General features: G+C 71.4%; 17 protein-coding genes. 9 read left to right on the top strand and 8 right to left on the bottom strand.

Features of this window, described 5'->3' with window-relative positions; genetic code table 11:
- The first annotated feature begins 16 nt into the window (after nucleotides 1-16).
- Nucleotides 17-1063, top strand: a complete 1047-nt coding sequence (locus ACFYWS_RS30035) for a glycosyltransferase family 2 protein (RefSeq protein WP_389281636.1) — start codon at nucleotides 17-19, stop codon at nucleotides 1061-1063.
- 70 nt (nucleotides 1064-1133) lie between these two features.
- On the opposite strand, the gene ACFYWS_RS30030 is transcribed toward ACFYWS_RS30035, so the two are convergent.
- The 4 genes from ACFYWS_RS30030 to ACFYWS_RS30015 form a co-directional block, all read right to left on the bottom strand.
- The gene (locus ACFYWS_RS30030; RefSeq protein WP_389281634.1) at nucleotides 1134-2810 is read right to left on the bottom strand and encodes an LCP family protein; all 1677 of its coding nucleotides are present in this window, start codon (nucleotides 2808-2810) and stop codon (nucleotides 1134-1136) included.
- 86 nt (nucleotides 2811-2896) lie between these two features.
- Nucleotides 2897-4606: an LCP family protein gene (locus ACFYWS_RS30025; RefSeq protein ID WP_389281632.1), complete on the bottom strand. Its 1710-nt coding sequence runs from the start codon at nucleotides 4604-4606 to the stop codon at nucleotides 2897-2899.
- Nucleotides 4607-4883: 277 nt separating this feature from the next.
- Nucleotides 4884-6137 carry an LCP family protein gene (locus tag ACFYWS_RS30020; RefSeq protein ID WP_389282023.1) on the bottom strand — a complete coding sequence of 418 codons (1254 nt, stop codon included), beginning with the start codon at nucleotides 6135-6137 and terminating at the stop codon, nucleotides 4884-4886.
- A gap of 126 nt (nucleotides 6138-6263) precedes the next feature.
- Nucleotides 6264-7019 carry a TIGR03089 family protein gene (locus ACFYWS_RS30015; protein ID WP_389281630.1) on the bottom strand — a complete coding sequence of 252 codons (756 nt, stop codon included), beginning with the start codon at nucleotides 7017-7019 and terminating at the stop codon, nucleotides 6264-6266.
- Between the two features lie 129 nt (nucleotides 7020-7148).
- Between ACFYWS_RS30015 and ACFYWS_RS30010 the strand changes: the two genes are divergently transcribed.
- The 3 genes from ACFYWS_RS30010 (at nucleotide 7149) to ACFYWS_RS30000 (ending at nucleotide 10679) form a co-directional block, all read left to right on the top strand.
- Nucleotides 7149-8420, top strand: coding sequence for a peptidoglycan recognition protein (locus ACFYWS_RS30010; protein WP_389281629.1), 1272 nt, complete (start codon nucleotides 7149-7151; stop codon nucleotides 8418-8420).
- A 91-nt stretch (nucleotides 8421-8511) separates the two neighbouring features.
- Nucleotides 8512-9594 carry a sugar phosphate nucleotidyltransferase gene (locus tag ACFYWS_RS30005; protein WP_389281628.1) on the top strand — a complete coding sequence of 361 codons (1083 nt, stop codon included), beginning with the start codon at nucleotides 8512-8514 and terminating at the stop codon, nucleotides 9592-9594.
- A 170-nt stretch (nucleotides 9595-9764) separates the two neighbouring features.
- Nucleotides 9765-10679, top strand: coding sequence for a DNA-3-methyladenine glycosylase family protein (locus ACFYWS_RS30000; protein WP_389281626.1), 915 nt, complete (start codon nucleotides 9765-9767; stop codon nucleotides 10677-10679).
- Between the two features lie 40 nt (nucleotides 10680-10719).
- Here the strand turns inward: ACFYWS_RS30000 and ACFYWS_RS29995 are convergent, their stop codons facing one another.
- The 3 genes from ACFYWS_RS29995 to ACFYWS_RS29985 are packed head-to-tail and all read right to left on the bottom strand — an operon-like array spanning nucleotide 10720 to nucleotide 13560.
- Entirely contained in the window at nucleotides 10720-12054 is a 1335-nt protein-coding gene (locus tag ACFYWS_RS29995; RefSeq protein WP_389281625.1) for a coenzyme F420-0:L-glutamate ligase, read from the bottom strand.
- Entirely contained in the window at nucleotides 12051-13022 is a 972-nt protein-coding gene (cofD, locus tag ACFYWS_RS29990) for a 2-phospho-L-lactate transferase (RefSeq protein WP_389281623.1), read from the bottom strand. The genes ACFYWS_RS29995 and cofD overlap by 4 nt, the downstream gene beginning before the upstream one ends.
- Nucleotides 13023-13065: 43 nt before the next feature.
- A complete protein-coding gene (locus ACFYWS_RS29985; protein ID WP_389281621.1) occupies nucleotides 13066-13560 on the bottom strand; it encodes a cysteine dioxygenase in 495 nt (164 codons plus the stop codon).
- Nucleotides 13561-14172: 612 nt separating this feature from the next.
- On the opposite strand from ACFYWS_RS29985, the gene ACFYWS_RS29980 reads away from it, so the two are divergent.
- The 3 genes from ACFYWS_RS29980 (at nucleotide 14173) to ACFYWS_RS29970 (ending at nucleotide 19788) form a co-directional block, all read left to right on the top strand.
- Entirely contained in the window at nucleotides 14173-14436 is a 264-nt protein-coding gene (locus ACFYWS_RS29980) for a WhiB family transcriptional regulator (protein WP_127831770.1), read from the top strand.
- A 190-nt stretch (nucleotides 14437-14626) separates the two neighbouring features.
- On the top strand, nucleotides 14627-18331 hold the full coding sequence (locus ACFYWS_RS29975) for a glycosyltransferase (protein ID WP_389281620.1): 3705 nt from the start codon (nucleotides 14627-14629) through the stop codon (nucleotides 18329-18331).
- On the top strand, nucleotides 18328-19788 hold the full coding sequence (locus tag ACFYWS_RS29970; protein ID WP_389281619.1) for a DUF5719 family protein: 1461 nt from the start codon (nucleotides 18328-18330) through the stop codon (nucleotides 19786-19788). Before ACFYWS_RS29975 ends, ACFYWS_RS29970 begins: the two co-directional genes overlap by 4 nt.
- 21 nt (nucleotides 19789-19809) lie before the next feature.
- Here ACFYWS_RS29970 and ACFYWS_RS29965 read toward each other — a convergent pair whose 3' ends face one another.
- Nucleotides 19810-20304, bottom strand: coding sequence for a metallopeptidase family protein (locus ACFYWS_RS29965; protein ID WP_389282022.1), 495 nt, complete (start codon nucleotides 20302-20304; stop codon nucleotides 19810-19812).
- A 321-nt stretch (nucleotides 20305-20625) separates the two neighbouring features.
- Between ACFYWS_RS29965 and ACFYWS_RS29960 the strand changes: the two genes are divergently transcribed.
- Together ACFYWS_RS29960 and ACFYWS_RS29955 are read left to right on the top strand one after the other, a co-directional pair.
- A complete protein-coding gene (locus ACFYWS_RS29960) occupies nucleotides 20626-21003 on the top strand; it encodes a DUF3499 domain-containing protein (RefSeq protein WP_389281618.1) in 378 nt (125 codons plus the stop codon).
- Nucleotides 21004-21120: 117 nt separating this feature from the next.
- The gene (locus tag ACFYWS_RS29955; RefSeq protein ID WP_389281616.1) at nucleotides 21121-22737 is read left to right on the top strand and encodes an L-lactate permease; all 1617 of its coding nucleotides are present in this window, start codon (nucleotides 21121-21123) and stop codon (nucleotides 22735-22737) included.
- The last annotated feature ends 30 nt before the right edge of the window (nucleotides 22738-22767 follow it).

Here is a 22767-nt window from a genome sequence, read left to right as displayed (position 1 = left end):
GGCCGAGAAAGAGGAAATGGACACCCAGAACACGAATCCCGACCGGCAGCTCCCGGCCGTCTCCGTGATCATGCCGATCCTCAATGAGGAGCGGCATCTGAAGGAGGCCGTCGAGGCGATCCTGACGCAGGAGTACGACGGTGAGATGGAGGTCGTGCTCGCCCTCGGCCCCTCCACCGACCGTACGGACGAGGTCGCCGCGCGGCTCGTCGCCGAGCACCCCAAGGTGTCCACGGTGCCGAACCCGACGGGCCGCACCCCCGCCGCCCTGAACGCCGCGATCAAGGCCTCCCGCCACCCGGTCATCGTCCGCGTCGACGGCCACGCCGCGCTTTCGCCGGGCTATATCGCCACCGCCGTCCGCCTCATGGAGGAGACCGGCGCGATGAACGTCGGCGGCATCATGCACGCCCAGGGCACCAACGCCTGGGAGCAGGCCGTCGCCGCCGCGATGACCTCGAAGATCGGTGTCGGCAACGCCGCGTTCCACACGGGCGGCGAGGCGCAGCAGGCCGAGACGGTCTATCTGGGCGTCTTCCGGCGCGAGATGCTCGAGAAGCTCGGCGGGTACAACGAGGAGTTCATCCGCGCGCAGGACTGGGAGCTGAACTTCCGGATCCGCGAGTCGGGCGGCCTCATCTGGTTCTCGCCCGACCTGCTGGTCGACTACCGGCCCCGGCCGAGCGTCAGAGAACTCGCCAAGCAGTACCGGAACTACGGGCGTTGGCGGCACGTCGTCGCCCGCTTCCACTCCGGCTCGATCAACCTGCGCTATCTCGCTCCGCCGACCGCCGTGTGCGCGATCGCGGCGGGCGTCGTGGTCGGCGTCGCCCTCACGCCGTGGGGCTTCGTGGTCCCCGGCGGCTACCTCGCGGCGATCGTCGCGGGCTCGCTCCCGGCGGGCAAGGGGCTGCCGCTGAAGGCGCGCGCCCAGATCCCCGTCGCGCTCGCCACGATGCACATGACGTGGGGCTGGGGCTTTCTGACCAGCCCGAAGTCCCTCGCCAAGAAGGTCATCGCGTCGCGCAGGCCGGCCGTGCCGCAGGAGCCCGCGGTCAACTGACCGTCAGTTTCCTTACGGGGCGCGGGAGTTCGACTCCCGCGCCCCGCTCTCGTAGGAGCCACCAGGCGCGCTACCAGGTGTAGCCCGGCTCCACCTTCATGCACGTGGAGTCGTCCGCGCCGTTCTGCGTCTGCTCCTTGTCCAGTGCCTTGCCCGCGTCCTCGTCGTCCGTGGACTTCGGGTAGGCGCTGCCCGTCTTCCAGTCGGCGCCCACGATCAGCGTCACACCGGACACCTCCGTCGACTCCTGGACCGAACTCAGCGGAATCCCGAGGGACTTGGCGACCGCCTGGGCGTCGCCCTCCAGATCGGCCGAGGGGTAGCGGATCACCGTTCTGTCCTCGACGAGGGACTGCGCCTGATCCGGGACCGTCTGCGTGAAGCCCTGGGCGGTGAGCGCCTGCGCCACCTGCGCGGCCCGTCCGGGCGCCGCGGGTGTCGTCGCGGTCCGCGTGCCGTTGCGCACCTGCACCGCGATCTCGCCGTCGGCCGCGGCCGGATCGTCGGACGTCTCGTCCTTCGGCTTCTTCTTGTCGGCCTTGTCCTTGCCGTCGAGCGCGATGTCGTCCCGGAGCAGGCGCCACAGCGCGTCGGCGTCCTTCGCCTTCGGCACCACGCGCGCACCCTCGTACACGAACGGCATCGTCGTCATCGTGATCCGCTTCGGGGCGGGCCGCTTCAGCTCGTTGCTCAGGTCGTACAGCTTCTTGACCGTGTCGAGGCCGTCGTCGACGCCGAGCGCGTTCGTCGCCTTCTCGGCGAGCGTGCGCAGCTTGGCCGGGTGGCTGAACGTCGCGTTCTCGCGCAGCTCGCGCACCATCGAACTCATGTACATGTGCTGCGCCTTGGCGCGCGCGATGTCGCTGCCGTCCTCGAAGCCGTGCCGGGTGCGCAGCCATTGCAGGGCCTGCTCGCCCTTGACGGACGTCGTGCCCTTTCTCAGCTTCAGGCCCGAGCCCTCGCCCGAGCTGTTCCTGGAGCGGACGTTGGCGTTGACGCAGACCGGTACGCCGCCGATCGCGTCCGCCATCGACACGACACCCGCGAAGTCGACCATCATGTAGTGGTCGATGTGGATGCCGGTCATCTCCTCCCAGGTGGCGACCGTGCAGCCGGGGCCGCCGCGGGCCAGCGAGGAGTTCACCATCTGCCGGGAGACCGTCGCCTCGTACACCTTGCCGGACTTCGGGTCGGTGCACTGGGGCAGCCTGGTCAGGGTGTCGCGCGGCATGCTCACCACGGACATGTTGCTGCGGTCGGCCGACAGGTGCAGCAGCATCTGTACGTCGGCCAGCGGTGCGGAGCCGACGCTCTGCTTGTGCCCGCCGAGCTTCAGGTTCTCCTTGGTGTTCCGGCTGTCGGAGCCGATCAGCAGGATGTTCAGCGGGCGCTGGCCCGCCGCGTTCGGCGTCGGTTCGGGGACCTTGTGCTCGCCGAGGTTGAGCTTGCCCGTGTCGAGGTTGCCGTTCAGGTGCCGGTAGTAGAGATAGCCGGCGCCCGCCGTGCCGATGATCAGGAACGCGAGAACGCCCGCGGTCCAGCGAAGTATTCGTCGTCTGCGGCGGCGCGGCCGGACGGCCGCGCGCTGCCTGCTGCGGGTGGTTCGGCCGCGGCTGTCCGCGTCGTCCCCGCCCGGAGCATCCTCGTACAGGCTGTCGTCCCACCCCAGGTCGGACGCCTGGTCCGGTGGTTCACCCCGCCCGGCAGGCCGCTGTGTGCGCTCCCCACGCACCGTGCCTCGCCCCATGTCGTACCCCGCCCTCCCCGCCCTGTGACAGCGACTCGGCCGCCCTCTGTCACTTGCTTAGACAGTCAACAGGCGGCCGAGGTTGGTCACTTGGCGCACACAGCCTTGTCCGCTGTTGTCTTGTCGACCTCCGGCGCCTTCGCCGAGGCTCCGTCGACGGGTGTCCCCGCACCCTTGAAGTCGCCGCCGAGGATGAGGGTCATCGCCGGCAGCCCCTGGTCGTTGGTCTCGCTCTTGCCTTCCTTCAGCGCGGACGCCGGAAGGCCCATGATGTCCGCGAGCCGCCGGGCCTGGTCGGCCTGGTCCGGCGCGTACTCGAGACTCGTCTTCGCCTGATTCGGCTTGTTGCCCATCTGGCTCGACTTCAGTACGCCCTCAGTGTTCTGCAGTTCCGTGAGAGTTTCCTGAGCGGCGCCGGTCCTGCCGCTGCCGTTGTAGATGTTGACGCGGACCGCGGAGGCGGCGGACTTGGGGCCCTTGAGCTTCGCCGCCTGGGCCTGCTTCTGCTTCTTCTTCGTCTCCGTGAGGGACACGTCGTTCTTGATCGCGGAGAAGACCTGCGGCCCGGTCGCCGGGTTCACGACGACGGTCACGGGCGTCGGCTCCGCCGGGTTGTCGATCACGGGCACCGTGGTGAACGACAGGTTCTTCGGCGGCACCTTCCTGATCTCCAGGGCCAGGTCCTTGAGGGCGCTCAGGCTGCCGATGCCCTTGTCGACGGTGAGCGCCTTGGTCGCGGCCTCCGCGAGGTTCGTCAGCTTGCGCGGATTGGTGAGCGTGTCGCTCGAACTCATCTTCCGGGCCAGCGAACCGAGGAACTGCTGCTGCACCTTGATCCGGTCCAGGTCGCCCTGGTTGCCGAAGCTGTGCCGGGTGCGAAGGAAGGCCAGCGCCTGCTCGCCCTGCAGATTGTGGGTGCCCGCGGACAGCTTGAGGTGCGAGTCCGGGTCGTTGACGTCCTTGCCGACACAGACGTTGACTCCGCCCACGGCGCTGGACAGCGTCTTCACCGCGTTGAAGTCGGCCATCATGAAGTGGTCGACGGTGATGCCCGTGACCGCCTTGACGGTCTTCATCACACAGCCGGCGTCGCGGTCGGACTGCCCGAGGCTGGTGTTGAAGCGGCTGTTCGGCGTGCCCTTGATGGTCTTGAGCGTGCCGTCCTTCTGCTTCGCCTGACAGTCCGGCACATCCACGACGAGGTCGCGCGGAATGCTCAACGCGGTCGCGTTCGTACGGTCCTTGGAGACGTGCAGCAGCACGTTCGTGTCGGCGTGGCCGACGCTGCCCTTGTCGCCGTAGCCCTCGTTGCCCTTGCCGGTGCGCTTGTCGGTGCCCATGACGAGGACGTTGATCGCCTCGTCCTTGGCGAAGCCGTTCTTGGCGCCGACCACGTCCTGCGAGGTGATGTTGCCGTTGAGGTGCTCCCAGTACCAGTAGCCGACTCCGGCGCCCACCAGGACGACCATGGCCATGCCGCCGGCCGTCCACAGCATGACCTTCTTGGCCTTCGACTTCTTCTTCGGCCGCGAACGCCGCCGGCCGGAGCCCTGCTCCTGCGCCGCCGGCGCCTCGCGGCGTCTGCGCTGCGGAGGAACGTCGCGCCGGCCGCCGCCGCCCTGCGGGCTGCCGCGGCGCTGGCCGCCACCGCGCGGGGCGGCGCGGCGGGGGCTCGGGACTGCCGACTGCCCAGCGGAGGGGGTCAGTCGCAGTTCGTAGTCACCGGTGTGGGGGTTGAGCACCCACTGATCTGCGGGGTCGATGTTCTCAGCCCGCCCACGGCCTTGCGCGTCCACGGTTGTCTGTGTCCTCCGTCGGGGCCACGCGGCGCCCCACCCCCCTTAAAAGCGGGCGCCCGGTCAAGTCGGTCAGTAGTGCGCGACCGGGCTCGCAAGCATGGCCGGGTGCACCGGATCGCTCACACTATCCGCCCAGTTCAGCGTCAAGCGAGGACGGTGACAAATTCCACTCCCCTACAACTGGGCAATCCGGGCCATTTCTTTGAACCTGTGAGTCAGCTGATGACTTCCGCTTTACCCAGGGGCGGTTGGGGCGTCGTCCGGGCGTCCGGTCTCAGCCGCAGGAGGCCTGTCCTGCCGTGTTGCCGCGGAAGGTGGGGGCGGGGGACGCGCCGGGTTTCCCGTCGCTCGCCTCGTCACCCTCCTCGCCGCCGTCATACGTACCGTATTCGTCGTATTCGTCGGAATATCCGTCTGATTCGCCGTCAGTGCCGGATTCGTCCTGGGCGCCGTACTCCTCCTCCGCGGGCGCCTGTTCGGCCACCTTCACGGGGGTGTCCTCGCGCAGCTGCGTGAACAGCCGCTCGGCCGCGGGCTGGACGAGCTGGTCCCGGTTGGCGTTGTAGGCGTACGACTCGCGGGGCACCGTCAGGAACTGGATCCGCTCGGCCGGAATGCCGCGCATGCCGCGCACCAGGTCGTAGAGCCCGCGCAGGCTGGCGAGCCCGGGGTCGGTGGTCAGCGAGGAGGTGGCGGCGTCGAGCACGGGGTAGAGCCGGGTCGGGTTCAGCAGCACGCCGTTGCTCTGCACCTTCTCGGCGAGCGCGCCGAGGAACCGCTGCTGACGGTCCATCCGGTCGGTGTCGCTGCCGTCGCCGAGGGTCTTGCGGGCGCGTACGTAGCCCAGGGCCTGCTCGCCGTTCAGATGGTGGGTGCCCGCGGCCAGCCGCACATGCGCGTCGTCGTCGTCGATCGGCCGGTCCAGGCAGACCGTGACGCCGCCGACGGCGTTCACCATGTCCTTGAACCCGTCGAAGTCCACGACCATGTGGTGGTCGATCCGGACTCCCGTCATCTTCTCGACCGTACGGATCGTGCAGGCCGAACCGCCCACCTCGAAGGCGTAGTTGAACATCGCGAACATCTCTTCGTGCCGGGAGCCGTCCTGCTGCCGACAGGCCGGCACGTCGGTCATCAGGTCGCGCGGGAACGAGACGGCCGTCGCGCTCTTCCGGTCCGCCGCGACGTGCAAAAGGATCGTGGTGTCGGAGCGCTGGGTGCCGTCGTTGCGGCCGTACTTCCCGTTCTTGCCCGCCCGCGAGTCGGAGCCGATGAGCAGCAGGTTCTGCGCGCCCTCGGCCAGCACGGTGGGCCGTTCCTTCTCGTAGCGCGCGAGCTCGGCGGCGGTGTCCGTGTCCTCGGTGATGTTCCCGTTGAGCCTGTCGTACGCGATCCAGCCGACGCCGCCCGCCACGAGCACCAGGAACGCCGCGCCGATCGCCGAGTACCGCAGCCATCGCCCCCGCCGCCGCGCACGCCCCGCGCCGGTCGGCGAGGATCCGTGGGCCGGCCCGTGGTCCGGGGGCATGGCAGCGGAGTCGGTCACGTACAGGTCCCCCTCATGGAAACGTAGGCGTACCTACGACCATGGACCCCTCCGCGCGCACGGGCCGGGAGAGCTGCGCCGAACGGGCGATCCGGGATTCCTACGAGATCAGCGGGCGGTCGCGGTGACGCGCTCGCTCTCCACGCGCTTGGCGAGGGCCTCTTCGTCGAGCCGGTCGAGGTTGCGGCACAGCACGACGGAACCGCCGGTGGCCAGCGGCGCGTAGAGCCCCGCGGCGAGCCCCTGCCAGGTGTCGTACGACAGGCCGGACAGCAGCCGCGAACCGGGCCCGCTCAGGCCGAGCCCGGTGGCGTCGGCCGCCGCCTTCTCCACCACTTCGGCGCCCGTCCACTCGGCGCCGGCCACGACCAGCGCGATCTCGTCCGCGTCGACCGGTGCGAAGGGGGCGAACCGGTCGCCCTGCCCCGGCACTTCGACGGCGTAGTCGACAAAGCCCTCGGGCGGCTGCGGGAACCGCCCGCCGAGCGGCCGCAGCGCCAGCGCGACCCGCTCCCCGGAGCAGGCACGGGCCGCGTCGAGCGTGTCGGGCCCGCTCACGACGAGATCGGCGCCGCCCGGATCCCCGCCCACATCGGCGACGACGCCGACGGACGAACAGGCCAGCAGCCACACCGCGCTCTGCCAGTGGGCGGGCAGCAACAGGGCGAGGCGGTCGCCGGGTTCGGCGTTCAGGTCGCCCTGCAGCAGATTGGCGGTCTTGGCCACCCAGTTCGCGAACGTGGCCACGGACAACTCCACGCGCTCCCCGGTCGCGTCGTCGTAGAAGGTGACGAGCGGCCGCCCCGGATCATCGGCGAGAGCGGTCTGAAGCAGAGCGGCGGGAGTACGAGCAGCAGCATTCACACCAGCCAGCCTACGCACGCCCGTGGCGCCGGGTCCCCCCGCCCGCCCAGCGGTGCGCGAGGCCCCGCCCAACACCCGTATGACTCTCCCCGATGGCCGATGCCCAAGGATCCGCACACGATCGTGCGCATGCGTGGATTCCTAGCTTCATCGATCGGTGTCACCTGCGCGGCGGCCCTGGCCCTCCCGCTCACACTGCCCACGGCCTCGCACGCCGCGCCGTCCCCGACGCGCGAAGCGGTCCCCGGCAGCACCCAGTCCCTGCCCCTCGAATCGTCGCCCGGCAGCACGTCGACGCGCGCCGCCGGCGTCCCCCAAGAACAAGGGCTCACACGCCGCGACGTGCGCCCCTTCTCCCTCGTCGGCGTCGTCTGGGACGACCCGGACGCCCAACTCCACGGCCACGTACAGGTGCGTACGCGCACCACGGACACCACCCGCTGGTCCGCCTGGCAGGACGTGGAGACCCACAACGACGACGCCCCCGACCTGGGCACCCCCGAGCGCACCGCAGGCAGCCTGCACGGCGCGACCGCCCCGCTCTGGGTCGGGAACAGCGACGGCGTGGAAGTACGCGTCAAGGCGGAAGAGGCCGAGACCGAGCGCGACGCGCACCCGGCCACCCTCCCGGAGGGCCTGCGCCTCGAACTCGTCGACCCAGGCGAAGAGCCCGCGCAGGGCTCCCGCGCGGAAGGGGTCGGCGCCGACGTCATCCCCGCCCTCGACAAGAAGCAGACGGAGGACGAACTGATCGAGGCCCGCGGCGGCAAGGCGGCCGCGGCACAGTCCCGCCCGTTCATCGGCCCGCGCCCGCGCATCATCAAGCGCAAGGGCTGGGGCGCCAACGAGAAACTCCGGGAACGCAAACTCGGCTACACCAGAACCGTCAAGGCCGCCTTCATCCACCACAGCGCTTCCGGCAACAACTACCGCTGCTCGCAAGCCCCTTCCGTCATCCGCAGTATCTACCGCTACCACGTCAAGAGCAGTGGCTGGCGCGACATCGGCTACAACTTCCTCGTGGACAAGTGCGGCAACATCTACGAAGGCCGGGCCGGTGGTGTCACCAAGCCGGTCATGGGCGCACACACCCTCGGTTTCAACACCAACAGCACGGGCATCGCGGTTCTGGGCTCGTTCGGCAGCTCCAACCCGCCCTCCGCGGCCGTCAGGGCCATCGCGCGACTCACGGCCTGGAAGCTCGGTCTCACCGGCGCGAATCCACGCGGGTCGACATATCTGAAGTCGGGCGGTAGCAATCTCTACCGCAAGGGAAAGAATGTACGACTCAAGGTGATCTCCGGGCACAGGGACGGATTCGCGACCGAATGTCCGGGACGCCGCCTCTACAACAAGCTCGGCAGTGCCCGCAGCAGCTCCGCCCGCCTCCAGGGTCGCTGACGCCGGCCGGCCTGGGCGCCTCGCACGGTCTGCATACACTGGCCGGCCGAAAGACAGTTCGGCCGGCCCCAGCAGGAAGCAGAGACGACAGGTGACTGAAGCGATACTCCTGGTCGGCGGCAAGGGCACCAGACTCCGGCCACTCACGGTGAACACGCCGAAACCGATGGTCCCGGCGGCCGGCGTGCCGTTCCTCACGCACCAGTTGGCGCGCGCGAAGGCCGCGGGCGTCGACCACATCGTTCTGGCCACCTCCTACCTGGCCGAGGTCTTCGAGCCCTACTTCGGCGACGGCTCCAGCCTCGGTCTCCACCTCGAATACGTCACCGAGGTCGAGCCTCTCGGCACCGGCGGCGCCATCCGCAACGTCGCCTCGCGCCTGCGCTCGGCGCCCGACGAGCCGGTCCTGATCTTCAACGGCGACATCCTGACGGGCCTGGACATCGGCGCGCTCGTCCACGAGCACGAGACGACCGGCGCGGACGTCTCGCTCCACCTGTCGCGGGTCGAGGACCCGCGCGCGTACGGCCTGGTGCCCACGGACTCGACGGGCCGGGTGACGGCCTTCCTGGAGAAGCCCCAGACCCCCGAAGAGATCGTCACGGACCAGATCAACGCGGGCGCGTACGTCTTCCGCCGCTCGGTCATCGACACGATCCCGACGGGCCGACCGGTCTCGGTGGAACGCGAGACGTTCCCGGACCTCCTGGCCTCCGGGGCCCATCTCCAGGGCATGGTCGACTCGACCTACTGGCTGGACCTCGGCACCCCCCAGGCCTTCGTCCGCGGCTCCGCCGACCTGGTCATGGGCCGCGCCCCGTCGCCCGCCGTCCCCGGCCGCCGCGGCGACCGCCTGGTCCTGCCGACGGCACGGGTGGCCCCGGACGCGAAGCTCACCGGGGGCACGGTCGTGAGCGAGGGCGCGCGGATCGGCGAGGGCGCCCGCGTCTCCGGCTCCGCGATCCTGCCCGACGCCGTGATCGAACCGGGCGCGGTGATCACGGACTCCCTGGTCGGCACCGGAGCCCGGGTCGGCGCCCGCACGACCCTCAAGGACGCGGTGATAGGCGACGGCGCCCACGTGGGCGCGGACAACGAACTCCAGTCAGGCGTCCGCGTCTGGTGCGACACAACCCTGCCCCCGGCCTCGATCCGCTTCTCGTCGGACCAGTGACCTAGCTTTTTGAGCCCCTGCGGCGATTGAGCAGCGGGGTCCGGGGCGGAGCCCCGAGACGTCAACCACGGCGCCCCGAAGGGGCAATTTCGGGAAGGGGCGGGTTGGGGGAGAAAACCACTTACCCTCGAAGAACCCCCGCCCCACCACCCGCCCACCAGAAGGACCCCGTGGCCGGCCGCCGATACCCCACCGAAACCCCTCTACACCTGGGCCTCACCCTGAGCCCCCTGCGCAGAGGCCCCGCGGACCCCACCTTCCGCACCACCCCGGACGGCTCGGTATGGCGATCCAGCCGCACCCCCCAGGGCCCGGCCACCCTCCAGGTCACAGAGGAGCGCGACGGCGCGGTCCGGGCCCGGGCCTGGGGCGAGGGAGCCGACTGGTTCCTGTCCCGGCTCCCGCACCTGCTCGGCGAGTCGGACGACCCGACCGCCTTCGAACCCCGCCACCGCCTCGTCGCACAGACGACCCGCCGCCGCCCCGGCCTCCGCCTCACCCGCACCGGCCTGGTCCTCGAATCCCTGATCCCGTCGATCCTGGAACAGAAGGTCACGACGGACGAGGCGTACCGCGCCTGGCGCCTGCTCCTGAACAAGTACGGCGAACCGGCCCCGGGCCCGGCTGGCGAGGACCTGCGGATGCGCGTGATGCCGGACCCGCGCACCTGGACGCTGATCCCCTCCTGGGAGTGGCACAGGGCGGGCGTGGACAACAAGCGCGCCTCGACGATCATCCGCGCGGCAAAGGTGGCCCGCCGCCTGGAGGAGGCGGTGCGGATGGAGCCGGGGGAGGCCCGCACCCGCCTGGAACTGGTCCCCGGCATCGGCCCCTGGACCTCCGCGGAGACGGTCCAGCGCACGCACGGCGCCCCCGACGAGGTGACGACGGGCGATCTGCACCTGCCCGGCATCGTCGGCTACGCCCTCGCGGCCAACCGGGACGCGACGGACGAGGACATGCTGGAACTCCTGGCCCCGTACGCGGGCCAGCGCCACCGGGCGGCCCGCCTGATCATGCTCAGCGGCGTCTCACCGTCGCGCAGGCAACCCAAGATGCGCAGGGTGAACATCGCGGAGTGGTGAGGTGAGGTGGGGCGACGCCCGACGTCACAGCAGCCGGGCCCTACCGGACCTCCACGAAGTCGGAGACGCTCCGCTCCGGCCGCTCACCCGGCGCCCCCGCGGCATGCCCCACCGCGACGGCCCCCATCGGATCCCACGACTCCGGCAGATCGAGCACGTCCCGTACGACATCCCGGCAGAACATCGTCGACGAGACCCACGCGGAACCGAGCCGCTCGCCGGCCAGCGCGACCAGGAAGTTCTGCACCCCGGCCCCGGTGGCCACCACGAACATCTCCCGCTCGGCGGCATCCCGCCGCGCGTCCCCGTACGTGTGCGACCCGTCCATCACGAGACAGGGCACCACCAAGTACGGCGCGTTGCGCAGCACATCCCCCCGCCGCACCCGCTTCGCGATCGACTCCTCGCTCTTGCCGTCCCGCCGCAGGTCCGCGATCCACGCGTCCCGCATCGCGTCGAGCAGCCGCTCCCGCGACTCCCGCGACTCCAGGAGCACGAACCGCCACGGCGTCGTGTGATGCGGCGCGGGCGCCGTGACGGCCGCCGCGACGGCCCGCCGCACGGCCCCCGGGTCGACCGGCTCGTCGGTGAACGCCCGCACGGTCCGCCGCTGCGTCACGGCCTCCCGTACCGCCTCCGACGTGCCGAGCCGGAACATGTCGTCGCGCGCGACCCGCACCAACTCCCTGGCGGAACCGCCCTGTTCGCCCTCACCGGTGACCGCGTCGAGCCCCCGCACCACGGCGACCGGCAGCCCCCCGGCCTTCCCCTTCACGAGGTCACCCGCCGCCGCCAGCTCGTCGGCGGTGGCCACCACGGTGGCGCTGAGCGGATTCCCGTACGCGTCCGTACCGCCCCGCAGATCGTCGAGTACGCGCACGCCTGCCGCTCCGATGGCGACATCCGTCAGCCCGTTCCGCCACGGTCTGCCGAAGGTGTCGGTGACGACGACCCCGACGTCCACCCCGAGCGCGTCCCGCACGCCGTCCCGGATCGCGGCCGCGGCGGCGTCCGGGTCCTCGGGCAGCAACAGCACTGTCCCGGCCGGGGTGTTGGAGGCGTCGACCCCTGCCGCGGCCATCACGAGCCCCAGCTTGTTCTCGACGATCCGCAGTGTGCCGCGCCGCGCCACGACCCGTACGGTCTCGGCGTCGATCGCGGCCTCCCGGTCGTCGGCCCGGAGCACGCGCCCCTCGGCCTTGCTGACGATCTTCGAGGTGACCAGCAGCACGTCACCGTCGACGAGCCCCGGCTCGGCGGCGACGATCAGCTTCGCGATGTCGTCGCCCTCCCGCACCTCGGGGATGCCGGGGAGCGCCCACGCGCGAAAGCCGGGGGCGGCAGCGGTGCCGGGGACGTCAGGGGTCGTCGTCACGCGCCGCGCACCTCCTCCGCGAGCTTCAGCGCCTCACGCGCCATCTCCGCGGCGGCGGTGCCCTCCACGGGGTCCGTCATCATCAGCGGTACGGCCCGGCACGGGATGCCGGCCGCCTCGACCCGCTCCACGGCCTTCTCGTCCACGGTGTCGACCAGCCAGCCGTCGAGCAGACCCACCCCGTAGTGCTCGGCGACGGCGGCCGCGCTGGACTCGACGCCCACGGCCGCGAGCACCTTGTCGGCCATGCCCCGCACCGGAGCGTCACCGACGATCGGCGAGAGCCCGACGACGGGCGCGCCGGCCTCGGCGATGGCCTCCCGGATCCCCGGCACCGCCAGGATCGTCCCGACGCTCACCACGGGGTTCGACGGCGGGAAGAGGATCACGTCGGCCTCGGCGATGGCCTCCAGGACGCCCGGCGCGGGCTTCGCCTGCTCGGCACCGACCGGCACGACGGCCTGCGCGTCCACGGAGGCGCGCAGCTTCACCCAGTACTCCTGGAAGTGCACGGCCTTGCGCTCACCGTCCACATCGACCGCCACGTGCGTCTCCACGCGGTCGTCCGTCATGGGCAGGAGCCGCACGCCCGGCTGCCATCGCTCGCACAGCGCCTCGGTGACCGCGCTCAGCGGGTAGCCGGCGCTCAGCATCTGCGTACGGACGATGTGGGTCGCGAAGTCCCGGTCGCCGAGCCCGAACCACTTGGGTCCGACCCCGTACGCCGCGAGCTCCTCCTTGACCGTGAACGCCTCGTCCGTACGTCCCCAGCCCTGCTCCTCGTTGATGCCGCCGCCCAGCGTGTACATCACCGTGTCGAGGTCCGGACAGACCTTGAGGCCGAAGAGGTGGATGTCGTCCCCGGTGTTGCCGATGACCGTGATGGCCGCGTCGTCCGGCGCGGCCTGCTTGAGACCGCGAAGGAACCGGGCACCACCGATGCCGCCTGCCAGAACCACAATGCGCATGTGCCCAGCATCTCAGGCACCTCTGACAACGCGTCGGCCGGTCTCAGACAGTGGAGCCTTCGGCGACCGAGCAGGTCGGGGTGTACATGGGCATCTGGGTGAGGCCGGGGAAGTAGACGTGCAGGCTGACCGCGGGCTCGATCGAGTCGTTGACGACCTCATGGACGTAGCCCGGCGCGAAAACCCGCTGCGCGCCGGTGCCGAGCGCGCGCACGCCCCCCTGCGTACGCTCCGTCAGTTCGCCCTGCAGCAGCGTCAGTACGCCGGAGGACAGGCCGTGGTCGTGCATCCCGCTGCCCTGACCCGGCACCCACGACAACAGCCACACCTCGTAACCCGGGCCGGTGCGCAGACGGTGGTACCAGCGGGTCGTGGCGTCGTACTCGACGAGGTGCTCCCACTGGGAGCGGTCGGCGGCGATGGAGCGCGCGAGGCCGACGAATTCGGCCACCGTCCCGGGGTGCTCACGGACGGGCTGCAGCAGGTGCGGTACTTCGAGGATGTCGCCGGCGATCTGGAGGTCGCTGTCGCTGTTCATGGGGTGGTGGTGTTCCTCAAGGGAGTGCGGTGCACAGGGCCGTACTGGAATGAGAAGAAGCGTGGTCGGAGCCGACGGGCTCAACGACTCAACAGCTGGAACAGCAACAGCACGCGAGGGCAGCGCGAACGGACCCGGCGGTGCCGGTCGTCGAGGGTGCCGAAATCGCGAACATGCCCACCAGGACAGCTGGTCATGCCCACGTTGTCAACCCAATGTCCGGATTGTGGAATATGGTTCACCTCATCCGGTGCCGTTGGCAGGCGAAAGGTTTGTGCAGCGGGATGGCCGGACATGTGGCGCAGCAACCCGGCGCGCAAACGCCGGAACGTCAGCGATCTTTGCGACGTCCTTTCTTGTAGTGGTTCATCGAAGGAGGGGCGGCCGCACGGAGTGCGGTCGGCTCCACATGAGCCGCGGGCAAGTGTCATGGTTTTTGGCGATTTGAACACTTTCCGCATAGCCTTGGTTCCGCAGAGTGAATAACGGGCCCAATAGCAGATCTCGGCTTGACTGCCCCGGATCGGCACACTTGTAATTTCACTCGTGTCGTTCAGCCGAAATCGGCAACGGCAACATCACGGGGACGCACGGACAGACGAGGGGCGCACTATGACCGAGTCGTTTCAGGATCTGCTGGTCGAGGACGCGGAAGAAGAACTCGGCTGGCAGGAGCGCGCGCTGTGCGCCCAGACCGACCCCGAATCCTTCTTTCCCGAGAAGGGCGGCTCCACGAGAGAGGCCAAGAAGGTCTGCCTCGCGTGTGAGGTCCGCTCCGAGTGCCTCGAATACGCGCTCGCCAACGACGAACGCTTCGGCATCTGGGGCGGCCTCTCCGAGCGCGAGCGCCGCCGCCTGAAGAAGGCCGCTGTCTGAAGCAGGCCGCTGTCCAGGGCCATTCCCCCCGAGATGTGCGGTGCTTTCCGGCCCGCTGCCCGTGGTTGTCCACAGGCGGCGGGCCGCTGTTGTTGGCAGCCGTTAGTGTGGGGCCCCGTCCCGGACGCCACCGTGTCCCCAGCGGGCGCGGGCGTCCACCGCAGTCCAACGAACCGGGGCCCGTACCTCGATGTCCGTGCACAGCCACTCGGCAGACCAATTCGGTACTGCCGCCGCCGCGTTCAACCCGGGGCCCGCAGCAGGGGTCGACCCGAGCAGCGCCCCCGAGTTCCCCAGGCATGTCGTCACCGCCGTCGTCGTCTCGCACGACGGGGCGCGCTGGCTGCCCGACGTTCTGTCAGGACTGCTCTCCCAGGAGCGCCCCGTACAGAACGCGATGGCGGCCGACACCGGCAGCGCCGACGACTCCGCCGCGCTGGTCGCGCGGGCCATCGGTGACGACCGCGTGCTGCACCTCGCGCGCCGCACCGGCTTCGGCCAGGCCGTCGAGGAGGCCGTGCGCAGCGCGGGCGTCCTCAGCCCTGAAGAGCTGCCGTACCTGAAGCGCCCCAGCGGCTGGGACCCCGTCAGCCGCAGCTGGCGCGACGACGCGTACGACCTGCCGGACCTGCCGCACGGCGAACCCGAGCAGTGGCTGTGGCTGCTGCACGACGACTGCGCGCCCGACCCCGACGCGCTCGCCCAGATGCTGCGCGTCGTCGAGATGGAGCGCGAGGCAGGCAGCGATGTCGCCATCGTCGGACCCAAGCTGCGCGGCTGGTACGACCGCAGGCAGCTGCTCGAGGTCGGCGTCTCCATCGCCCACTCCGGGCGCCGCTGGACCGGTATCGACCGCCGCGAGCAGGACCAGGGGCAGCACGACCATGTGCGGCCCGTGCTGTCCGTGTCCACCGCGGGCATGCTGATCCGGCGTGACGTCTTCGAGCAGCTCGGCGGATTCGACCGCAGGCTGCCGCTGATGCGTGACGACGTCGACCTGTGCTGGCGCGCCCAGGCCGCGGGCCACCGGGTCGTCGTCGCCCCCGAAGCCGTCGTGCGGCACGCGGAGGCCGCCTCCCGCGAGCGCCGCACCGTCGACTGCGTCGGCCGCACCGCCACGTCGCCGCACAAGGTCGACAAGGCGGGCGCCGTCTACACGCTGCTCGCCAACGCGCGCGGGGCGACGCTTCCGTGGGCCCTGCTCCGCCTCGTGTTCGGCACGCTGCTGCGTACGCTCGCGTACCTCGTCGGCAAGGTGCCGGGTCAGGCCTTCGACGAGATCACCGGTCTGCTGGCGACGCTGCTGCGGCCGGGGCGGATCCTCGCCGCCCGGAGGCAGCGCGGCAAGGGAGTCGTCGACTCCAAGGAACTGCGTCCGCTGTTCCCGCCGCCGGGCGCGACGGTGCGGCTCACCGTCGAACAGGTGGCGGGGAACCTCTTCGAGGGCTCCGACCCGGAGACCGCCAGGGCGGGCCGGCACGGTGGCGGTGGCCTCGAGTCGCCCGACGACGCCGAGTTCGTCCGGGTCGAGCGGTTCGCGCGCCTCAAGCGCATCGCCCGCAACCCCGGGCCGATGCTCCTTGTAGTGCTGCTTTTCGTCTCCCTCATCGCCTGTAGAGGGCTGTTGGGCGGCGGAGCGCTCGCGGGCGGCGCACTGCTGCCGGCTCCCGCCGACGCGTCCGAACTGTGGGCGCGGTACGCCGACGCCTGGCACGCCACCAGTACGGGCGGCACCCAGGCGGCGCCCCCGTACCTCGCGCTGCTCGCCACCTTCGCCTCCGTACTGTTCGGCTCCACCGGGCTCGCGGTCACCGTGCTGCTCGTCGGCTCGGTGCCGCTCGCCGGTCTCACCGCGTACTTCGCGTCCAGGCCGCTCGTCACCTCGCGCCTGCTGCGCGCGTGGGCGGCCGTCGCGTACGCCTTCCTGCCCGCCGTCACGGGCGCCCTCGCGGGCGGCCGCATCGGCACCGCCGTGCTGGCGATCCTGCTGCCGCTCCTCGCGCGCGCGGGCCTCGCCGCTTCGGGCCTGACGCACACTCAGGGCGGGCGCGGCAGCTGGCGGGCCACCTGGGCGTACGCGCTGCTGCTCACGATCACGACGGCGTTCACGCCGATCGTGTGGCCGGTCGCGCTCGTCCTCGGCATCGCCCTCCTTGTAGTGCGGCGCTCCGACATCACCGCCTACGGGCTGCGTTTCCTGGCCGCGCTCGGCACACCGCTGCTGATGCTCGCGCCGTGGTCCCTCTCGCTGCTCCCGTTCGGCTTCTTCAAGGAGGCCGGAATCCCGTACGGGGCGGGGTCCGCGACCGGGCTGGGGTTGCTCGGCGCGTCGCCCGGCGGCGCCGGGACCACGGGCAGCCTGCTGCTCGTCGGCATCGTCCTCGCGGCGCTGGCCGCTCTGCTGCGCCACGAGCGCCGCCGCGCGATCATCGCCTCCTGGTCCGTCGCCGTCGTGGCGCTCGTCTTCGCGGCCCTGTCGAACGGTTCGGCGTGGGCCGGACCCGCCACCCTCGTGTACGGCATCGCGCTCCTGGCCGCTGCCGCGCTCGGTGCCGACGGCGCCCGCTCGCGGGTGGCCGAGCAGAGCTTCGGCTGGCGTCAGCCGGTGGCCGCGCTCATCGCGTTCGCCGCGGCGGCGGGCCCAGTGCTGCTCGCCGCGGGCTGGATGATCGGCGGCGCCGACGGGCCCGTGGAGCGACGCGACCCGGTGCAGGTGCCCGCGTTCGTCGCCGAGGAGGCCGGCACCCGCGACCAGGCCCGCACGCTCGTCATGGACGGCTCCACGGGCGACGTCGCGTACTCGCTGGTCCGGGGCGCGGGAGCGCGTCTCGGTGACGGCGAGCTGACCGAGGCCGCCGGTGAGAACTCCAAGCTCGACAAGGTCGTCGCCAACCTGGTCGCCGGCTCCGGCGCCGACCAGGCCGACCAGCTCGGCGGCTTCGCCGTGCGCTACGTCCTCGTACGGGGCGGCGCGCCGCGCGAGATGAGCCGCGTCCTCGACGCGACGCCCGGCCTGACCCGGCTCAGTCAGCAGGACGGCACGGCGCTGTGGCGCGTCGACCGGCAGGTGGCGCGGGCCGTCGTCCTGCCGAAGGCCGACGCCGGTTCCACGGCGGAGGAGGCCGTACCGGTCGCGGCGGGCCCCGTCGAGCTGCACACGAAGGTGCCGCAGGGCAAGGAGGGCCGCATCCTGCGCCTCGCCGACCAGTCCGCCGAGGGCTGGACCGCGACGCTGGACGGCGCGCCTCTGACGAAGACCACCGTCGACGGCTGGGCGCAGGGCTTCGAACTGCCCGCGTCGGGCGGCACGCTGGACGTCACGTACGACGCGCCGATCACGCACACCGCCTGGCTGTGGGCACAGGGCGCGCTCGCCCTCGTCCTCGTGGTGCTCGCCCTGCCGGGCCGGCGCCAGGACGTCGACGACGACCTGCCGGACGAGCCCGTGGTGACCGCACAGGACCTCGCGGGCGACGGCCGAAGGGCCCGCCGCCTGCGGGCCCAGGCAGAGGCCGAGCAGGCGGCCCAGCCGGAGCCGGCGCCCCAGCCGGTCCCCGGGGCCGCCGTGCCTCCTCCTCCGGAGGAGGCCCCAGTGGCGGGCTTCCCGCAGCAGCAGACGTACGCGGAGTGGGACCAGCCCAGCTACGCGGGCGCCGAGTACGGCACGTACGCGGCGGGGGAGCAGCAGTACCAGGGCGGTGCCTACGGGTACGACCCGCAGCAGGCCGCCCCCTACCAGGCGGGCCAGTACGACCCGTACGCCTACGGAGGCGGGTACGAGCAGCCCCAGCAGTACGACCCCACGTACGACCCGACGTACGACCCCGCATACGAGCAGCAGCACGGCCACGGCAACGGCGCCGACAATGAGCGCCCCGACGGGAGCCAGCAGTGAACCGCACGACCCTGTCCCTGATCGCCGCCGTGACCGCCCTGGCCGCCGTCACGGGCTTCGCCGCCGCCACGACGCCCGGCGGGGACGACACCTCCGGCAAGGCGGCCGCCGCGCGCCTCCCGGTCGAGCGCTCCAGCCTGCTGTGTCCGCAGCCGAGCCAGTCCGACCTGGCCGAGACCGCGTACACCTCGTACACACCTGAGACGAAGGGCACCGAGGGCGCCGGTACGGCGGAGCTGACGCCCGCCAAGGGCGGCAAGAAGGGCAAGGCGGTCGTCACCCCGAAGAAGCCCGGCACGCCCGTCGCGGGCGACGCCACGGGGGCCGAGGCGCCCGCCCTGACCGGCACCGCCGACGGGGCCCTCGCGCCCGGCTGGACCGTCCAGCAGACCACCAGCGTGACCGCGGGCTCGGGCCGCGGCCTGCTCGGTGTGAACTGCTCGGAGCCCGACACGGACTTCTACTTCCCCGGCGCCAGCACCGCCAAGGGCCGCAGCGACTACGTCCACCTCACGAACCCGGACGACGAGGCCGCGGTCGTGGACGTGCAGATGTACGGCCCCGAAGGGGCCGTCAAGTCCGAGGTCGGCGAGGGCATCACCGTGGGACCGCACTCCAGCGTCCCGGTGCTGCTCTCGACGCTGACCGACAAGGCGGAAACGAACCTCACGCTGCACGTGACCGCGCGCAGCGGCCGGGTCGGGGCGGCCGTGTCGGACGCGGACGAGAAGCAGGGCGGGGACTGGCTGCCCGCCTCCGCCGACCCGGCCGCGTCCCTGGTGCTGCCCGGCATCCCGAAGGACGCCAAGAACGTGCGCCTGGTCGCCTTCGCGCCGGGTCAGGACGACGCCGACCTGAAGGTCCAGCTCGCGACCTCCAGCGGCAAGATCGCGCCCGCCGGGCACGACACGCTGCACCTGAAGTCGGGCATGACCACGGCCGCCGACCTCGGCGCCGTGACGCGCGGCGAGGCGGGCTCGCTGATCCTGACGCCCTCCGAGGGCTCCGTGCCGGTCGTGGCCGCCCTGCGCGTCACGCGCGGCAAGGGCGCCGACCAGGAGACCGCGTTCATCCCGGCCACCCGGAGCATCGGCGCGCGCGCCACGGTCGCCGACAACCGTTCCAAGGGCACCACGCTCGCCCTGACCGCCCCCGGGTCGACCGGCAAGGTCAAGGTCACCGCCTCCCCGGGCACCGAGGGCGGCACGGCGACCACGAAGGAGTACACGGTCAAGGGCGGCACGACCCTCTCGGTCACCCCGCCCGTCCCGTCCGGCCTGAAGGGCTCGTACGCGCTGACGGTGGAGCCGGTGTCGGGCGGCCCGGTCCATGGCTCGCGGATGCTGGAGAAGAAGCAGGGCTCCGTCCCCGCGTTCACCGTGCAGACGCTGCCGGACGACCGCGGCATGGTGTCGGTGCCGAAGGCCGACGAGGACCTCTCGGTGGTGCAGAAGTAGCCGCCTACGGGGGCGGCGGGGTCAGTCCTCGCCGTCTCCGTAGTCTCCGTAGTCCCCATAGCGGGGATCCACGGTCTCCGGGGTGAGCCCCAGGACCTCCGCGACCTGCTCGACGACGACCTCGTGCACGAGCGCCGCCTGCTCCTCGCGCCCCTTGGTGCGGATCTCCACGGGGCGCCGGTAGATGACCACGCGCGCGGGGGTGTCGTCCCGAGCGGGGACCGTGCCGCCGAGCGGCACCGTGCCACCGGTCATCGCCTCGTCCTCGGCCGTCAGCCGGGGCACGTCCAGAATCAGGAAGTCGACCTCGGAGAGCTGCGGCCAGCGCCGCTCCAGGCGCTCCACGGAGTCCTGTACGAGGTCGGAGAAGGCCTCGGCGCGGCTCGCGGACAGCGGCACCTGCGGGGGCGCCACGGGCCCGCGCATGCCCCGGCCGTGCCGGTCGCGCCGGCGCGGCGGGCGCGGCTCCCCGGAGGGCGGCGAAACCGCGTCGTCTGTGTTGACTGGCCTTTCCATCACTGACGCAGCGTAGTCCTCCGCGGCGCCGGAAGCGGGGCGGCGCCCGACGGGGCGTTCCATGTCGCTTCCTGACCGATCAAGCCAATCTTGGGGCTGATTCAACTTCTCTCCCGGATCGATGATCTCGCGGCAATTGGCGCTATATGCCCTGAGTGGTGACCGCTTTCAACTGCCCTTGGGGGCGCACAACCGGGGGTCGGCGCAGGTCACCGGGGCGCCCGCGCGCGGTGGTGTGCGCCGTGTCGCGCCACGACACGGTGGGGTGACCTCGGGGAGAGTCGTCGCGGCCCGCTCAAGAGTGCGGTACCGTCCAACGCTGTGAGCCCTGTACGTCGCTGTTCGCGCACCGCTTGCGGCCGTCCCGCCGTCGCGACGCTGACGTACGTCTACGCCGACTCGACCGCGGTCCTCGGTCCGCTCGCCACCTACGCCGAACCCCACTGCTACGACCTGTGCGCCGAGCACTCCGAGCGCCTCACCGCGCCGCGCGGCTGGGAGGTCGTCCGGCTCTCCGGCGGCAGCGGCCCCAGCCGCCCCAGCGGGGACGACCTGGAGGCCCTCGCCAACGCCGTGCGCGAGGCGGCCCGCCCGCAGGAGCGCGCGGCCGGGGCCGGTGGCTCGGGGGCGCGCACCGCGGACCCCATGGAGGTCGCGCGCCGCGGCCACCTCCGTGTGCTGCGCTCGCCCGACAACTGATCAATTTCCTTGTAGATCAGGCCACTTCACGGGATCTTCACAGTCGTACGCGTTGACCCGTGATTGTTGAGGACACGACGATTTCGCCACCCGACTCCGGGATTCCGGGAGGCGCACGTGTTCGTCCAGCAATTGGAGCCCGTAGGCGGCTCGCTCGGCCTGTCCGCCCTCGTCGCGGCCCTGCCGCTCGTGACCGTCCTTGTCCTGCTCGGCGCCGTGCGCATGAAGGCGCACCGGGCGGGCCTGATCGGTCTCGCCGTGGCAGCCGCCGTCGGCTGGCTCGCGTACGGCATGCCCCTGGGGCAGACCGTCTCCAGCGCCGCACAGGGTGCGGTGTTCGGGCTCTTCCCCATCATGTGGATCGTCGTCAACGCCCTGTGGGTGTACCGGATGACGGTGCGCACCCGGCACTTCGACATCCTGCGCCGCTCCTTCGGGCGACTCTCCGACGACCCGCGCATCCAGGCGCTCGTCGTCGCGTTCTGCTTCGGCGCACTCCTGGAGGCGCTCGCCGGGTTCGGTGCGCCGGTCGCCATCTGCTCGGTGATGCTGGTCGCGCTCGGCTTCGACCCCGTGAAGGCCGCGGTCGTCGCGCTCGTCGCCAACACGGCGCCCGTCGCCTTCGGGGCCATGGGCACGCCGGTCGTGACGCTGGCTCAGGTGACCGGCCTGCCGCTGGACGTCGTCGCCTCCGTGGTGGGGCGTCAGACGCCGCTGCTCGCCCTCGTGGTGCCGCTCGTGCTCGTCGGCCTGGTGGACGGCAAGCGGGGCCTGCGCGAGACCTGGGTGCCCGCCCTCGCGTGCGGATTCGCCTTCGCCGTCGCCCAGTTCGTGGCCTCCAACTACGTGTCCGCCCAACTCGCCGACATCGGCGCCGCCCTGGTGGGCGCCGGCGCCCTCGTCGCGGTGCCGCACGCGCGCAGGCCGGCCGCCGAACCCGTACGCGCCGCAGTCCTGACCGGCGTACGCAGTGAGGACCTGGACGAGGAGGACACGCGGCCCGAGGTGCTGCGCGCCTACGCCCCGTACGCGCTCATCGTCGTGATCTTCTCCCTGGCGCAGATCCCCGCCATCAAGGACCTCCTCGCCAAGGCCAACTGGGTCTTCGACTGGCCCTTCCTGAACGTCGCCGACCCGAGCGGCAAGCCCGTGGGCGGCAACATCTTCACGCTGCCGATCGTCTCCACCGGCGGCACGCTCGTACTGATCGCGGGACTGTTCACAGCGATCGTCATCGGGGTGCACGCGCGCGACGCTGTGCGCGAATGGCTCGCCACCGTGCACGAACTGCGGTTCGCGATCCTGACGGTGACCAGCGTGCTGGCCCTCGCGTACGTCATGAACCTGTCCGGACAGGCCGCCACCATCGGGCACTTCGTGGCGGCCGCTGGCGCCGGGCTCGCCTTCTTGTCGCCCGTTCTCGGGTGGTTCGGCGTCGCCGTCTCCGGGTCCGACACCTCGGCCAACGCACTCTTCGGCGCCCTCCAGGTGACGGCCGCCCAGCAGTCGGGCCTCTCGCCCGAACTCCTTGCCGCGGCGAACAGTTCGGGCGGCGTCCTCGGCAAGATGATCTCGCCGCAGAACCTGACGATCGCCTGCGCGGCGGTCGGCCTCGCGGGCCGGGAGGGCGACCTGCTGCGCAAGGTGCTGCCGTGGAGCCTCGGTCTGCTCCTGGTGATGTGTCTGATCGTGTGGGGGCAGAGCACGTCCGTGCTGTCGTGGATGCTGCCGTGAGCAGAGTCGGCACGCTTGGTACTGCTGTGA

This window comes from Streptomyces sp. NPDC002795, from assembly GCF_042888725.1.
Classification (GTDB): domain Bacteria; phylum Actinomycetota; class Actinomycetes; order Streptomycetales; family Streptomycetaceae; genus Streptomyces.
Note: the sequence above shows the minus strand (reverse complement) of the source record. Positions and strands in the feature narration are given on the sequence as shown.

Excerpts from the sequence above, each read along its gene's own strand:
- ACFYWS_RS30035 (WP_389281636.1), top strand. The coding sequence starts at position 17 with ATGGACACCCAGAACACGAATCCCGACCGGCAGCTCCCGGCCGTCTCC.
- ACFYWS_RS30030 (WP_389281634.1), bottom strand. The coding sequence starts at position 2,810 with ATGGGGCGAGGCACGGTGCGTGGGGAGCGCACACAGCGGCCTGCCGGG.
- ACFYWS_RS30020 (WP_389282023.1), bottom strand. The coding sequence starts at position 6,137 with ATGCCCCCGGACCACGGGCCGGCCCACGGATCCTCGCCGACCGGCGCG.
- ACFYWS_RS30010 (WP_389281629.1), top strand. The coding sequence starts at position 7,149 with ATGCGTGGATTCCTAGCTTCATCGATCGGTGTCACCTGCGCGGCGGCC.
- cofD (WP_389281623.1), bottom strand. The coding sequence starts at position 13,022 with ATGCGCATTGTGGTTCTGGCAGGCGGCATCGGTGGTGCCCGGTTCCTT.
- ACFYWS_RS29985 (WP_389281621.1), bottom strand. The coding sequence starts at position 13,560 with ATGAACAGCGACAGCGACCTCCAGATCGCCGGCGACATCCTCGAAGTA.
- ACFYWS_RS29980 (WP_127831770.1), top strand. The coding sequence starts at position 14,173 with ATGACCGAGTCGTTTCAGGATCTGCTGGTCGAGGACGCGGAAGAAGAA.
- ACFYWS_RS29975 (WP_389281620.1), top strand. The coding sequence starts at position 14,627 with ATGTCCGTGCACAGCCACTCGGCAGACCAATTCGGTACTGCCGCCGCC.
- ACFYWS_RS29965 (WP_389282022.1), bottom strand. The coding sequence starts at position 20,304 with ATGGAAAGGCCAGTCAACACAGACGACGCGGTTTCGCCGCCCTCCGGG.